The 14,052-nt window shown below is 31.6% G+C and carries 11 protein-coding genes; 7 read left to right on the top strand and 4 right to left on the bottom strand.

All coding sequences use genetic code 11. The features are described 5' to 3' along the window. The first annotated feature begins 131 nt into the window (after positions 1-131). Positions 132-611 (top strand): inner membrane protein YiaA, encoded by a 480-nt coding sequence (gene yiaA, locus JM80_RS07050; protein WP_013620260.1) that lies wholly within the window; start codon positions 132-134, stop codon positions 609-611. Positions 612-730: 119 nt separating this feature from the next. Here yiaA and lysS read toward each other — a convergent pair whose 3' ends face one another. Further along, on the bottom strand, positions 731-2,422 hold the full coding sequence (gene lysS, locus JM80_RS07055; RefSeq protein WP_144709584.1) for a lysine--tRNA ligase: 1,692 nt from the start codon (positions 2,420-2,422) through the stop codon (positions 731-733). Positions 2,423-2,693: 271 nt separating this feature from the next. Here lysS and JM80_RS07060 point away from each other — a divergent pair, with 271 nt between their 5' ends. Together JM80_RS07060 and lipB are read left to right on the top strand one after the other, a co-directional pair. Then, positions 2,694-2,852 carry a YqaE/Pmp3 family membrane protein gene (locus JM80_RS07060; RefSeq protein WP_013620258.1) on the top strand — a complete coding sequence of 53 codons (159 nt, stop codon included), beginning with the start codon at positions 2,694-2,696 and terminating at the stop codon, positions 2,850-2,852. A 15-nt stretch (positions 2,853-2,867) separates the two neighbouring features. Continuing rightward, positions 2,868-3,572 carry a lipoyl(octanoyl) transferase LipB gene (gene lipB / locus JM80_RS07065; protein WP_034646452.1) on the top strand — a complete coding sequence of 235 codons (705 nt, stop codon included), beginning with the start codon at positions 2,868-2,870 and terminating at the stop codon, positions 3,570-3,572. A 4-nt stretch (positions 3,573-3,576) separates the two neighbouring features. Here lipB and JM80_RS07070 read toward each other — a convergent pair whose 3' ends face one another. From JM80_RS07070 to JM80_RS07080, 3 genes are all read right to left on the bottom strand, one after another. After that, positions 3,577-4,254 (bottom strand): hypothetical protein, encoded by a 678-nt coding sequence (locus JM80_RS07070; RefSeq protein ID WP_144709585.1) that lies wholly within the window; start codon positions 4,252-4,254, stop codon positions 3,577-3,579. A gap of 125 nt (positions 4,255-4,379) precedes the next feature. Next, on the bottom strand, positions 4,380-6,800 hold the full coding sequence (locus JM80_RS07075; protein WP_144709586.1) for a ribonuclease HII: 2,421 nt from the start codon (positions 6,798-6,800) through the stop codon (positions 4,380-4,382). A 39-nt stretch (positions 6,801-6,839) separates the two neighbouring features. Then, the gene (locus tag JM80_RS07080; protein WP_144711178.1) at positions 6,840-7,436 is read right to left on the bottom strand and encodes a ribonuclease HII; all 597 of its coding nucleotides are present in this window, start codon (positions 7,434-7,436) and stop codon (positions 6,840-6,842) included. 426 nt (positions 7,437-7,862) lie between these two features. On the opposite strand from JM80_RS07080, the gene JM80_RS07085 reads away from it, so the two are divergent. From JM80_RS07085 to JM80_RS16520, 4 genes are all read left to right on the top strand, one after another. Next, the gene (locus tag JM80_RS07085; protein ID WP_144709587.1) at positions 7,863-10,982 is read left to right on the top strand and encodes a TonB-dependent receptor; all 3,120 of its coding nucleotides are present in this window, start codon (positions 7,863-7,865) and stop codon (positions 10,980-10,982) included. A 15-nt stretch (positions 10,983-10,997) separates the two neighbouring features. Beyond that, on the top strand, positions 10,998-12,416 hold the full coding sequence (locus JM80_RS07090; RefSeq protein WP_144709588.1) for a RagB/SusD family nutrient uptake outer membrane protein: 1,419 nt from the start codon (positions 10,998-11,000) through the stop codon (positions 12,414-12,416). A gap of 112 nt (positions 12,417-12,528) precedes the next feature. Continuing rightward, on the top strand, positions 12,529-12,963 hold the full coding sequence (locus tag JM80_RS16515; protein ID WP_222428949.1) for a hypothetical protein: 435 nt from the start codon (positions 12,529-12,531) through the stop codon (positions 12,961-12,963). Beyond that, positions 12,960-13,754: an IS3 family transposase gene (locus JM80_RS16520; protein ID WP_255436849.1), complete on the top strand. Its 795-nt coding sequence runs from the start codon at positions 12,960-12,962 to the stop codon at positions 13,752-13,754. Before JM80_RS16515 ends, JM80_RS16520 begins: the two co-directional genes overlap by 4 nt. The last annotated feature ends 298 nt before the right edge of the window (positions 13,755-14,052 follow it).

Raw genomic sequence — 14,052 nt, forward strand, 5'->3', positions numbered from 1 at the left:
ATGAATAACTTATTAAATATAGTGTATTTTTATTTATAGTATTAAATTATATCGTCAGTTTTATGCGTAAGTTGTGTTGTTGTAGGTTTTAAATCGCCACATATTTGTACCGTAATCAAAACACAAAAATTATGGATTATCAAACAAATGTTTCAGTAGAAAAAGAATTGAAATCAAAAAAGAAGAAAAGTAAAAAAGTGTATGATCAAAAACCAACAGCAGCATTTATAGGTGCAGCTTGGACTTCTTTATTTGTAGGTATGGTTGCTTTTTGCATTGGTTTGTGGAACGCAGATATGCTATTAAATGAAAAAGGATATTACTTTACAATTTTACTTTTTGGACTATTTTCTGTAATATCTGTACAAAAAGCAGTGCGAGATAAGTTAGAAGATGTACCTGTAACAGATATTTATTACGGTATAAGTTGGTTTGCTGCAGTAGCATCTATTGTGCTGTTGGTAGTTGGTTTGTGGAATGCAGATTTATTGTTAAGTGAAAAAGGGTTTTATGCAATGTCTTTTTTGCTAAGTTTATTTTCTGCTATTGCAGTACAAAAAAACACAAGAGATGTGCAGTATATAGACCGTAATGATAAAAATGAAGATTAATTTAACAATACTTAAAAATTAAAACAAACAAGGTTATTTGTTTTGATGATGGTTATCTTTTAACCAAAAAACAGCGTTACTTAATAGTAACGCTGTTTTAAATTTATAAGTGTTTGGTATTATACTATTTCTACAAATAAACCATCATCAGTTTTATTCACTTTAGCAACACCATTTTTGGTTAATTCTTTAATAGTTTTATCCCATTTTTTATTGCTTAAACCAGATGATGATTTTAATTCATCTAAAGGTAGTTTTTCAGCCTTTTTTAAAAGAGCTAAAACAGTTTTTCCTTCATCACTTAAAGCAGCAGCTTTACGCTCTGGCTTCATTTGAGGAAAAAACAATACTTCTTGTATAGATTGGTTGTTGGTTAAAAACATAATTAACCTATCCATTCCTATTCCCATACCAGATGTAGGAGGCATACCGTATTCTAAAGCACGTAAAAAGTCCTCATCAATAAATTCTGTAGCTTCATCATCACCTTTAGCAGCAAGTTTTAATTGGTGCTCAAAACGTTCTCTTTGGTCTATTGGGTCATTAAGCTCAGAGTATGCATTTGCAATTTCTTTACCACAAACCATTAGCTCAAAACGCTCTGTAAGTTCTGGGTTATCTCTATGCTCTTTACAAAGCGGACTCATTTCTTTTGGGTAGTCTGTAATAAATGTAGGTTGTATATAATTGCCCTCACATTTTTCGCCAAAAATTTCATCAATAAGTTTTCCTTTACCCATTGTGGCATCAACTTCTATCCCCATACCTTTAGCAGCTTCAAAAATTTCAGCTTCAGTTTTACCAGTAATATCAAAACCAGTAAAATGTTTAATAGAATCTGCCATAGTTACACGTGCATAAGGAGCTTTAAAATCAATTTTATGCTCACCAAATGTAGCTTCACTTGTACCGTTAACAGCAATTGCACAATGTTCTAATAATTTCTCACAGAAATCCATCATCCAATTATAATCTTTGTAAGACACATAAATTTCCATAGCTGTAAACTCTGGGTTATGTGTTTTGTCCATTCCTTCGTTTCTAAAGTTTTTAGAAAACTCATAAACTCCATCAAAACCACCAACAATTAAACGCTTTAAATAAAGCTCGTTAGCAATTCTCATATACAACGGAATATCTAAACTATTGTGGTGAGTAATAAACGGCCTTGCAGCAGCACCACCAGGAATAGGTTGTAAAATAGGAGTTTCTACTTCAAAATAACCAGCGTCGTTAAAAAAACTACGCATAGCATTAAAAAGCTTGGTACGTTTAACAAACACTTCTTTAACGTGCGGATTTACAACTAAATCTGCATATCTACGACGGTAGCGTAACTCTGGGTCATTAAATTCGTCAAAAACTTTACCTTCAGAATCTACTTTTGGTAACGGTAATGGACGTAAAGATTTACTAAGTATTGTAAACTTTTTAACCATTACTGTTTTTTCGCCAACTTGTGTTGTAAACAAATCACCTTCAATGCCAATAATGTCTCCAATGTCTAATAATTTCTTGTAAACATCGTTATACAAAGTTTTATCATCACCTGTACAAATTTCATCTCTGTTAAAGTAAACTTGTACTCTGCCTTCACCATCTTGTAACTCTGCAAAAGAAGCTTTTCCTTGTATTCTTCTAGACATTAATCTACCAGAAATTACCACCTGTTTACCCTCTTCAAAATTTTCTTTAACTTGTTTAGAGGTAGTGTTAACTGGGTATAAATCTGCCGGATATGGGTTAATGCCCATTTCTCTTAGCTTGCCTAATTTTTCCCTTCTGATGATTTCTTGTTCTGAAAGCTGCATATATCTATAATTAAGGCTGCAAATATAGTTACAAACTAGTAATCTATCAAAGTAGAAAGTACATTAGCATACAAAGGTTTTTAAATTTTTACATTTTGATGTTAGTATGTTGTATATCACTAGTGTTAAATGTATTGTTTTTGGTTGATGAGTATTTGGTTATCAACCTTATAAAAGAAGCTTAAATAGAGTTTTTTAAGAAAATTGAAAAAAATAGTAACAAATAGTGTTTTGTTACGTCTTATAGGTACATCAATCAAAATAATAGTAAATGAGTTTTTGGAGAGTTTTATTAGCTATCTTATGTCCGCCTTTGTCTGTAATAGGTAAAGGATGCGGATCTATAGTTATTGTATTTTTATTATGGTTATGCGGTTGGGTTCCTGGTACAATTGCCGCGCTTATTATATTGAATAATCCGGACAGATAGTTGTATCTTTGTGGTATGAACAAAGAAGTATTTCTACAAGATTTAGGACAGAAAGATTATAAGGAAACTTGGGACTACCAAGAAGATCTTTTTAAAGAAACTTTAGATATAAAAATAAAAAACAGGCGAGAAGATGCAGGTTTAAAAACACCTAATCATTTTTTGTTTGTAGAGCATCCGCACGTGTATACTTTAGGTAAAAGTGGTGATATGGCTAATTTGTTAATAGATGAAGAACAATTGGCTAAAAAAAATGCAACTTTTTACAAAATAAATAGGGGAGGAGATATTACGTATCATGGCCCTGGGCAAATTGTAGGATATCCAATTTTAGATTTGGATAACTTTTTTACAGATATACACAAGTACTTACGCCTGCTAGAAGAAATGGTAATTTTAACCTTAGCAGAGTATGGCTTAAAAGCGGAACGCTCTGAAGGAGAAACTGGAGTTTGGTTAGACGTAGGAACGCCTTTTGCGCGTAAAATTTGTGCAATGGGTGTGCGCGCTAGTAGGTGGGTAACAATGCACGGTTTTGCCTTAAATGTAAATGCAGATTTAGGGTATTTTGATCTTATGATTCCGTGTGGAATAAAAGATAAAGCAGTAACATCTTTAAATGTAGAGCTAGGTAAAAAAGAAGTAAATATAGCAGAAGTAAAAGATAAATTACTAAAGCATTTTACAGCATTGTTTGAAGCTGAAATGGTTTTAAAATAGGCTGCTAATTTTTAAACTTGGTTAAAATATTTGTAGAGATGAGTTTTCCGTTTTTGTTGTAATCCTCGCTCTTTACCATACCTATACCTTCTGCAATCCATTGTTTGTATTTTGTGGTACTTTTTATGCCCATTTTTATTTCGGTGTCATTAGTTAAAATAACGCAGTCAAAGGTGCCTGCAGGGGTAGTAACAGTTTCGTTGCCTAAAACCTTTCTGTTTGTCATTTTAATAAACATTTTAAGTTTTATTGCGCCGGTTTTTACAACCATATCTAGGTTTGCATCTGGTAGGGTTGTACCAGGAGTTAGGTTGTTAGGTAAGTTAATATTATTGCCAGTTAGCTCAAGGTCCATATCTTTATACTGTTTTAAAAGTTGGTTGTTAAACATAGATTTAAAGTCTATACTAATACCTTCCTCTGTACACTCTATATCATATTCTGTATTGGTAATAAATTCTCCTTTTTTGTCATAGACCTCTGTAGCAATGGTAGCAATGTTATTATTTACGCTTTTTACAGTGTAATTTACAGATGTAGTTTTTTTTCCTTTTTTATCATATGAGGTAATTTCTGCTTTAACATCAGAATTAAAAGGATAATATTTACTGCAGTCACCTTGGGCAAAAATTGCAGTAGAGCACGTTAATATAAGAGCGAGTATAATTGTATATGTTTTCATAATCTAACAGTGTTTTAGTGTTCTGTTTTTTAATAAAAATGAACGCTTGTAAATATACTGTTTAAGATGCAAAAGGTGTAGTTAAATTGTGTAAAGTGCTGTAAATGATGTGTTAATGGTGCTTTTTAGTTTATTTTATACACAATTATAGAGTTGTCTAGGTCTTTAGCAACTAGCTCTAACTTTTTATCATTGTCTATATCGGCTAAATCAATTAATGAACTCCCGTAAACCGGAAAGTTTTGTATTGGAGCTGCATTACTATCAAACAAATATATTTTCTGATTTTGTAAATCGGTAACGCTAACATATATTTTATTGTTGATGTAAAATATCTTTGGTTTGCTATACATACCTAAATCAAGGCTTACTTTTTTTCCTTTTATACTAATGGTGTTTTGGTCCATTAACACCAAAGTATTTGTAGTAGCATCTAAACCGTGATCTTTAATAAGGTTAAACTTTGTTGCCGCTGTTTTTCCGTTTGTAGCTATTTGGTGTAATATTGCTGTGGTATCTGTAACTGTAAATTTGTTTTTAAATAAGACTACATCATTGTTAGAAAATGCAATTTTATTAGTTGTTTTAACGCGTACTTTGCCAACTCTGTTTAAAATTTTAAGCGAGCCGTCTTCAAGCATAAAAACCAAATAATCTTTATTGTCAACCACAAAATGCTTTGGTTTTCTAATAATAGAACTACTTGCTTCTGTATATGTAAAGCCATCTACTATTTTGGCTTTAGAGTTGTACATAAATACTTTTTTGTCTTGGGTGACAACAAATCTGTAGTTTTTGTTGTTTTCATAGTCAAAAACAGCTAAGTCGTTTAAGTTTCCACCATCATAAGTTATAGAGAATGGTTCTACTGTTTCTCCGTTTCTGTCTAAAATTATAAACTGGTTATTTGTTGTAAATGCAAATTGTAATCTTCCGTTTTTGTAGAGGTCTACTTGGGTTATTTCTCCTTGTATTTTACTGTCTAGTTGTTTTTTCCATAATACTTTACAATCAGTAGAAATTAAATATAAATTGTTTTCAATATCCTGAACAATAATTTCTTTTTTATTTGTTCTGTGGTTTTTTACAAACTGTGGGTTTGTTGCTAAATCATTATCTAGCTGCACTGTAAAAATAGGGGCAGTAGTATTTGCTTCTGTTTTAGTGTTTATTTTTTGAACCGTAATGTTGGTGTGGTAAAAATTAGCATCTGCTACTAGTTGGCTAGCGTAAAAGTAGTTGTTTAGCTTAAGTTTATTGTTTTTTGTAAAATTAGAAGCAATTATTCCTTCAAGCTTTTTAGAATTAGAAATTTGTAAAACTGAAGATTGTTTTGCCATAGTTTCTGTAGCAGATTTGTAAAGTGGTGTTTTATTAAAAGTAGTACCTGCTTTGTAGTTGCTAATAATGTCTTGTAAAGTCTCAATTTCTTCAGTAAAAATAAAAGCATTACCTAATATAGTATAGTAATTTGCTTTAAAAGAATTTACTAAAGGACTAAATAAAGCTGATAAGATAGTATTGTTATTTAGTGCAACTATAGGATTGTCTGTACTAATATTTTTTTTAAACGTACTTAGGTATTCATCTATATTATCTGAGCCAAAGGTTTGCAGTAAAACTGCTTTTTTAGATTTTGTTGTAATTATAGCTATTTCTTCAACAGTAGTAAAAATTGAGTCAATTTTAGTTTCTTCACCTAAATACTCTAATCGGTTTTTTGCAAATGTTACATAGTTTGTAAAAGTGTAAGACGTAATTGCTTCTGTTTGTAAAGGAGCATATTCTTGCACTCTATTGGCCACAGCTTTAGTATTTTTAAATAAACTTAAAAAGTTGGTAATACTATCATTAGTTGTGGTTATACCTGCTAAATTTAGTAGGTTTTGTTTTGTGTTAATATCTAAAGAAATCCAGTTTGTATTTTCGTTATTATGTAAACTGTCTATAGGAAAAATGTTTTTTAAAAATGTATTGCTGTTTTTACGAGTATACAGTGTAGCAGTTTTGTTGTTAGATGCATTGTATAACTTATATATATTGTTGTCTATTTTAGTATTGTTGCCAAGAACGTCTGCTATTAAACTTTTATCAGAAGAAAACAGCGTAAAGGGTTTGCTGTTTGCTACAAAACAGGAAGTGCTATCTACTTTGTATTCTTTATAATTAATATTGTTAGAAGATGTGGTGCTGTTTGTGTAAAGGCTATCAAGATTATTAAGGTTTACAGAGTCTTTGGTAATGTAAAAATAATTGTGTTTAATACTATCTTTAGCAATAAAGGCTAAAAGACCTTTAGTGTTGGGTTGTATATGATTTAGGATTTTGCTTGCGTCATAAAAGCTTTTTAATTGCTCAGAATTTTTTAATGAACTTAATATGTCATTGTTTTTTATACTGCTAGTTAGGCTATTGTAGTCGTTTATTTTTAGCACAGTAGATGCGCGGTTAGGGAGGTAATCTAAAATAACGGTTTTAGTTTGTTGCTTGTTAGTGCAACTAAAACAGCATATAGTAAGTAAACCAATAATAATTTTTAACTTCATACAAATACAACTTATAGTAACAAAGTTAAATTAATTTACTTATAGCGGAAACTTTAATTGCTCTGGTAATTGTTTAAAGCTTTTGCGGTGGTATTTGGTTAGCCCATATTCTCTAATAGCTTCTCTATGTTCTTTGGTAGGGTAGCCTTTGTTTTTTTTCCAGTTGTACATAGGAAACTCTTTGTGTATCTTTTCCATATACGCATCTCTATATGTTTTTGCTAATACAGAAGCAGCTGCAATACTCAAAAATTTAGAATCTCCTTTAATAATACACTCGTGCTTAATTTTTTTATAGGGTTTAAAACGGTTACCATCAACAATTATAAACTCTGGTTTGGTAGTTAACTTATCTATACTTTTATGCATAGCAAGTATAGATGCGTTTAAGATGTTTATTTCATCTATTTTTTTAGGGTAAATATGAGTAACCCCATAGCAAATAGCCTGTTCTTCTATAATAGGTTTTAAAAGTTCTCTTTTTTTTTCAGAGAGTAATTTGGAGTCGTTTAATATATCATTTTTAAAATTCTCTGGTAAAATAATTGCAGCAGCGGTAACGGGACCAGCCAAACAGCCACGGCCAGCTTCATCAGTTCCTGTTTCATTAATTAATTTGTAGTAAGATTTTAACATAAAAAGTGAAAATAGAAATACAAAATTAAGCATAATTTATATTTAAATTCATTATCAATATAATTCTAATTTAGATGAAGGTTAAAAAGCTTTAACTTTTTATGATAGTTTTTAATTAATTACTGTTTTGTAATAAATATCAATTGTAATTTATAAAGTAACTAATTAGTAATTATTTATGTACAATTGTATTTTTTAGTAGGTTTTTTACTATTTAATATTAAGTATTGTGTTTTGTTATTTTTAAATTTATGGGTTAATAAAGTTAAAAAAGTGTCTTTTTGTATTAGTTTTTGATATTAAAACAATAATAATGTAATAATCATTTTATTTTTAACATATGCTACTTTCATTAACAATACTTTCTTGTAAACTTAACTCTTAATTAGGATTTTTGTTAATTACTAACTCAAAAAATAATAATAAATGAGAACAAAGGTAGCTTGGATATTAACACCCTTATTGGTGTTGTTAATGAGCTTCTCTTATGCGCAAGAGAAGACAATTACAGGTAATGTTACAGATCATGAAGGTTTGGCGTTACCTGGTGTAACTGTTTTAGTTGTGGGTACAACAACAGGAACGCAAACAGATTTTGATGGTAATTATACCATTAAAGCAAGTGTAGGGCAAGTATTGCGTTACAGTTACGTTGGTCAAAAAACAACTGAAAGAAAAGTTGGAGCATCAAACACAATTAGCCTTCAAATGGAGGAGGATGCAGAAGCTTTAGATGAGGTTGTGGTAGTAGCTTATGGATCTCAAAAAAAGAAGTCTATAGTAGGTTCTGTAACTTCTCTAGGAGAAGAGATGATTGATAGTCAGCAGCTAACTACTGTTACAAGTGCTATACAAGGTACTGTAGCTGGTGTTAATGTTATTACATCGGGTGGTCAACCAGGGTCTAATCCAACTATTAGAATACGCGGTATAGGCTCTATTAATGCTAGTGCAGATCCATTAATTATATTAGACGGTGTACCGTTTAATGGTAATATTAATAGTATCAGTGGGGATCAAATTGAGTCTATGAACATTCTGAAGGATGCATCATCAACTGCATTATACGGTTCTAGAGCAGCAAATGGTGTTGTATTAATTACCACTAAAAAAGGTTCATATAATTCAGGTTCTAAAATAACAGTTTCTGCTGTTTCTGGCTTTTCTACGCCAGCAGTTGCTTTACATGATCGTATTGGTAATGATGATATGATGAGATATTCTTGGGAAGCAGAAAGAAATAAAAATTTATATGTATCTGGTCAATCTGCAACAGACGCAGGGATTAATGCTTCACAAAGTTTGATTTCTAACTTAGGTTACAATCCTTACAATGTAGCACAACCTGTAGATCAAAATGGTAATTTAGTAGCTGGAGCTACTTCTTTATGGGAAACAGATTGGGAAGATGCAATGTTAAGAAGTGCAGCACAACGTAATGAATATACTGTAAGTATTTCTGGAGGTGGAGAATCTTCAAGATTTTTCTTATCTTCAAATTACTTAAACCAAGAAGGGGCTGTAAGAGAATCAGATTTTGAAAGGTTTACCACAAGATTAAATATTGAAACGGAAGTTAAGGACTGGTTAACAGTTGGTTTAAATACCTCATTATCTACGTCAAAGCAGAATTTTCCTACTCAATCAGGTTCTACTTTTCAAAGTTCTTATCAGTGGATATATAGTATGTCTTCAATATATCCTTTATACAGAAGAAATGAAAATGGAGGGCTTGTTTTAGATAATTCTGGAAATAAAATTTATGATTATGGTTCTACACCAAGTCAATCTGTAAATGGAAGTAGACCATTGTTAGGAAACGAAAATGCTGTAGGTTCATTGTATAATTATGATGATGTAAACAAAAGAACAAATACAACTGTAAATGGTTTTGCAAAAATTAAGTTTTCAGACAACTTATCTTTTAAGACAAATTTATCATATGAAAACTATTTGTTTGATAGTAATTCTTATGACGCATATGATGTTGGTGTAGCCTCTAGTGTAGGTGGGCGAGTTGATCAGAGTAGAGATATTACTACAACTTTTAACTTTACAAATTCTCTAAATTATGATAAAACATTTGGAGACCATGGTATTCAGGCTACTGCAATTTTTGAAGCTTATAAATTAAAGATTGATGCTCTTGGGGCTCAAGGAACTGGGTTTTTGCCGGGGGTTAAGGTGTTAAATGGCAGCACTTTACCTGAAGGAGTTAGTGGTTTTGTTAACGAAGATAGATTGACATCTTACTTAGGTCGTTTGGCTTATAGTTATAAGGATAGATATTTTATAGAAGGTTCTTACCGTAGAGATGGTTCTTCAAGATTTTCTGAAGACACAAGATGGGGTAACTTCTTCTCTGTAGGTGGTTCATGGGTTATATCTGACGAAAACTTTTTAGCAGGTAGTAATACTATTAATCTGTTGAAGTTAAGAGCATCTTACGGTGAATTAGGAAATAATGGTACATCTTCTTATTTTCCTTATTTACAGGGTTTTGAAACAGGTAATAATGAGTTAGATAATACAGGTGTATTATTAGGAGATGTAACAGATCCTAATTTAACATGGGAAACTTCTGCATTATTTAATGTTGGTGTAGATTTTTCTTTGTTGAGAGATAGGTTAGACGGTAGCTTTGAGTACTACAGTAAAGAGTCTATTGATTTGATTTATACTAAACCACTGCCTATTTCTACAGGAAACTCTGGTATTACGACTAATGTTGGGTCAATTAAGAACTCTGGTTACGAAATGGCTTTAACAGGAAGGTTAATTCAAAATAATAAAGTTACTTGGTCTTTAGGTGTTAATGCCGCAATTAATAAAAATGAAATCACTGAGCTAACTCAAGATGAATTCATTACTGGTACTAAAAAATGGAAAGAAGGAAAATCTTTGTATGATTTCTTTATTCAAGATTGGGCAGGTGTAGATCCAGAAGATGGTTACGGTATGTGGTATAAAGATGTTTTGGATGCAGAAGGTAATCCAACAGGAGAAAGAGAGACAACTAAGGATTATTCTGAAGCTACAAGGTATTATCAGGGGTCTTCTTTGCCAGATGTTACAGGAGGTTTAACAACAGATTTAAAAGTTGGGGGTTTTGATTTTAATATGTTGTTTAACTTTAGTTTTGGGGCTCAAGTTTATGATAGTTCATATGCTGGTTTAATGGATGGTTTTTCTAGACCAGGTTATACAGCTTCTCCTGATGTAGCAAATAGATGGACACAACCAGGTGATATTACAGATGTGCCTTTGTTGCTAAACTCTCAAAACGATTTTAACGGAACATCTACTAGGTTTTTATTTGATAATGATTATGTAAGGTTAAGAGCTATTACTTTGGGGTACAGTTTACCATCAGATATCACTAAAAAGGCTTATTTAGACAATGTTAGAATTTATTTAAGAGGTGATAATTTGTTTACATGGCAAAGCCACAAAGGAATAGACCCTGAACAAAGTTTAGCAGGTACTACAGATAGTAGATCTTCTTTATTAAAAACTATTAGTTTAGGTCTTAATGTACAATTTTAATAAAATATAAAGAAAATGAAGAATATTATAAAAAAAGGAATACTATCCTTATTATGCACAAGCTCTTTAGTATTTGTTGGTTGTTCAGAAGATTACTTGAATGAACCGCAGCCAACTGAAGTAGTAGCGGAAAGTGTAATTTTTGGATCTAGAACAGGTGTTGAGTCTTTTTTGTCTGGAATTGCCAGAAGAGCTAGACGTCAATTTTCAAGTGTTGATGCTGCAGGTGTAAATTCAATTTATTTTGCAAGAACAATTAAGGGTAATGACTTAATTCACGCTCGTTCATGGTGGGGTTTTGATTATGACAATGATAATAGAGAGCCTACTTACCGTAGAACTTCTTTTTCATGGGAGTTTCCATATTATATGATTAATCAAATTAATGCGTGTATTAATGGAGTAGAAACCTCTGAATTATCAGAAATTGATAAACAAGAGCTTACAGGACAAGCAAAAGCACTTAGAGCATTTTATTATTTTCAGTTAGCATTAGAATTTCAAGAAGGTTATACAGAAGCTAATAGAGATTTACCTGCGCCTCCAATATATACTGAACTTTCAACAGAGGGTAAACCTATGGGTACATTAGGTGAACTTTATGACTTTATAGTTGATGATTTAAAAGTTGCTATTTCTTCGTTAACAGAAGAAAGACTTGGAAAATCATATGTGAATGTTAATGTTGCTAATGGTATATTAGCTAGGGTTTACTTGGCTATGGGTAATTGGAGTGGTGCTGAAGCTGCAGCTTTTGCTGCTTACGGTGGTAATGTTAACGAGGTTTTAGACCCAGCTACTTACGGAAACGGTTTTGATGATATTAGCAACAAAGAATGGATATGGGGTATGCCTCAAACAGGTGACCAATCTAATTATTATTATAATGCACCATCTGCCTTTGTAGACCCAATTACGCCTGCATATAATAATATTTATATCAATGAGTACTTTTCAAATGAGTTCACAGCAACAGATGCTCGTAATACTTTTCAGGTTGGTACAGCTACTGATTATACTAAGGTTACAAGTACAAAATTCTTGTTTGCTTTCTCAAGTGATATAGTTATTATGAGAACTGCGGAAATGATTTTAATTGAAGCAGAAGCTAAGTTTAGACAGGGAGATGAAGCAGGGGCTAAAGATTTGCTATTTGAATTGCAAAGTAACAGAGATCCTTTAGCTGTTAAATCAGCTAATACAGGTTCTGCTCTAGAAGAAGAAATTCTTTTAGAAAGAAGGAAGGAAATGTATGGTGAATTTGGTGTTGAGTGGTTTGATGCAAAACGTTTGCAGAGGGGTATTGTTAGAACTCCTAATCACAGAATTGTTAAGGATTTAGAGCCTAACGATAAAAGATTTTATCTTAAAATTCCTCAGGTAGAGATTGATGCTAATGAAAACATTGATAATTCTATTAATTCAAATAGATAAGAGGTAATTAATTTATCTATTATTTTATTAAACCGCCAAGAGCAATTGCTCTTGGCGGTTTTTTGTTTTATTTGTCCCGTCCTAACATAGCGATACACTAAAACTTAGTGTAATGAATACATCAGTAAAGACGGGTTATACAAAAAGAACCCAAAAAGACTACTCGCTTTCTTTTAAACTTCAAGTAGTAGAGGAAATTGAATCTGGTAAGCTGGATAGACTTTCGGTTCACCTTAAATATGGCATACAAGCAAGATCGACAATCACATCTTGGTTACGAAAATATGGTACCTTTGATTGGGAAAACCTATCCGTAGTAAACGTGGCAAAAACACCAGAACAAAGAATCGTTGAGTTAGAGGCTAAAGTTAAACTTTTGGAAAAGCAAAAGGCTCGTGCCGAGCACTTAGCTGAAAGAGCTGATAAAAAGGTAATCATTTTTGATATGTTAGTAGATATGGCGGAAAAAGAATATGATATTGCTATCAGAAAAAATTACACGCCCGAGTTATTGAACGCTTCAAAGAAGAACAAAAAGAAACAATAGTTTCCACCTGTAACTTACTCGGGCTAAATAGACAGGTATATTATAGAGCTGTTAAATCTAGGACTAAAAAGCAGCATATAGTAAAACAAGTGATTGCTTTAGTGCGCAGTATTCGTAGTATTATGCCTAAAATAGGTACTAGAAAATTGTATTATATATTGAAAGACAAACTCATTGTTTTAAATGTTGGCAGAGATAAACTCTTTAGAATACTCAAAGGAAATCATATGCTTATAAAACCTAAAAGATCATATCAGATAACTATAGATTCTCACCATCGATTTAGAAAGCATAAGAATATTGTTTGCAATGTTGAAATTAATCGACCAGAACAAGTATGGGTTAGCGATATAACCTATTTAGGTTCTAGAAGCAACCCATCTTATTTAGCATTAATAACAGATGCTTATTTTAAAAAAATAATAGGATATAATGTATCGGAAAGTCTGGCGGTTGATGGAACCATAAAAGCTTTGGAGATGGCTTTGAACTATAGGATGTATAAAGATGAACCACTTATTCACCACTCTGATAGAGGGTTGCAATATTGTTCTAATGAATATCAGAACCTATTGTCGCAAAACGCAATTAAATCCAGTATGACCGAAAAATACGACCCTTATGAAAATACATTTACAGTCGTTACCTATGAAGAGAAAATTGGTAGAACAAGCTATTTGCATTTACAACAACTTAAGGCCACACTTATCAAACCACATGTTAACACCAGAGCTTATGCATCAGCAAAACAAAATCATAATGAAACAATACAAATCAAAAAATCTCATTGAAACTAGTTTCAATGAGATTTAAATAATAAATTTAATCTTTAATAATCTGTATCGATTATTTAGGACTAGTCAATTAAATTAACATTTAATAATGTAACCTTATATAATGTTGCTTTTAAAGGGTGTTTTCTCTCTATAATTACTCTTTTAGTAATTAGTTTTTATGTTTTTCACTTGTATTATTTTCTTTTTTTTTAATTGTTAACAAGTAGTATTTTACTTAATAATTTGTGTTTTAATGCGGTTAACACTTGTTGTGTTTAGAATAACATATGTGTGAGTAATTACTTTAATTGTA

The organism is Cellulophaga sp. RHA_52 (genome assembly GCF_007827205.1).
Lineage (GTDB): Bacteria > Bacteroidota > Bacteroidia > Flavobacteriales > Flavobacteriaceae > Cellulophaga > Cellulophaga lytica.

Coding starts and splice junctions, on each gene's coding strand:
- yiaA (WP_013620260.1), top strand. CDS start 132: ATGGATTATCAAACAAATGTTTCAGTAGAAAAAGAATTGAAATCAAAA.
- lysS (WP_144709584.1), bottom strand. CDS start 2,422: ATGCAGCTTTCAGAACAAGAAATCATCAGAAGGGAAAAATTAGGCAAG.
- JM80_RS07060 (WP_013620258.1), top strand. CDS start 2,694: ATGAGTTTTTGGAGAGTTTTATTAGCTATCTTATGTCCGCCTTTGTCT.
- lipB (WP_034646452.1), top strand. CDS start 2,868: ATGAACAAAGAAGTATTTCTACAAGATTTAGGACAGAAAGATTATAAG.
- JM80_RS07070 (WP_144709585.1), bottom strand. CDS start 4,254: ATGAAAACATATACAATTATACTCGCTCTTATATTAACGTGCTCTACT.
- JM80_RS07075 (WP_144709586.1), bottom strand. CDS start 6,800: ATGAAGTTAAAAATTATTATTGGTTTACTTACTATATGCTGTTTTAGT.
- JM80_RS07080 (WP_144711178.1), bottom strand. CDS start 7,436: ATGTTAAAATCTTACTACAAATTAATTAATGAAACAGGAACTGATGAA.
- JM80_RS07085 (WP_144709587.1), top strand. CDS start 7,863: ATGAGAACAAAGGTAGCTTGGATATTAACACCCTTATTGGTGTTGTTA.
- JM80_RS07090 (WP_144709588.1), top strand. CDS start 10,998: ATGAAGAATATTATAAAAAAAGGAATACTATCCTTATTATGCACAAGC.
- JM80_RS16515 (WP_222428949.1), top strand. CDS start 12,529: ATGAATACATCAGTAAAGACGGGTTATACAAAAAGAACCCAAAAAGAC.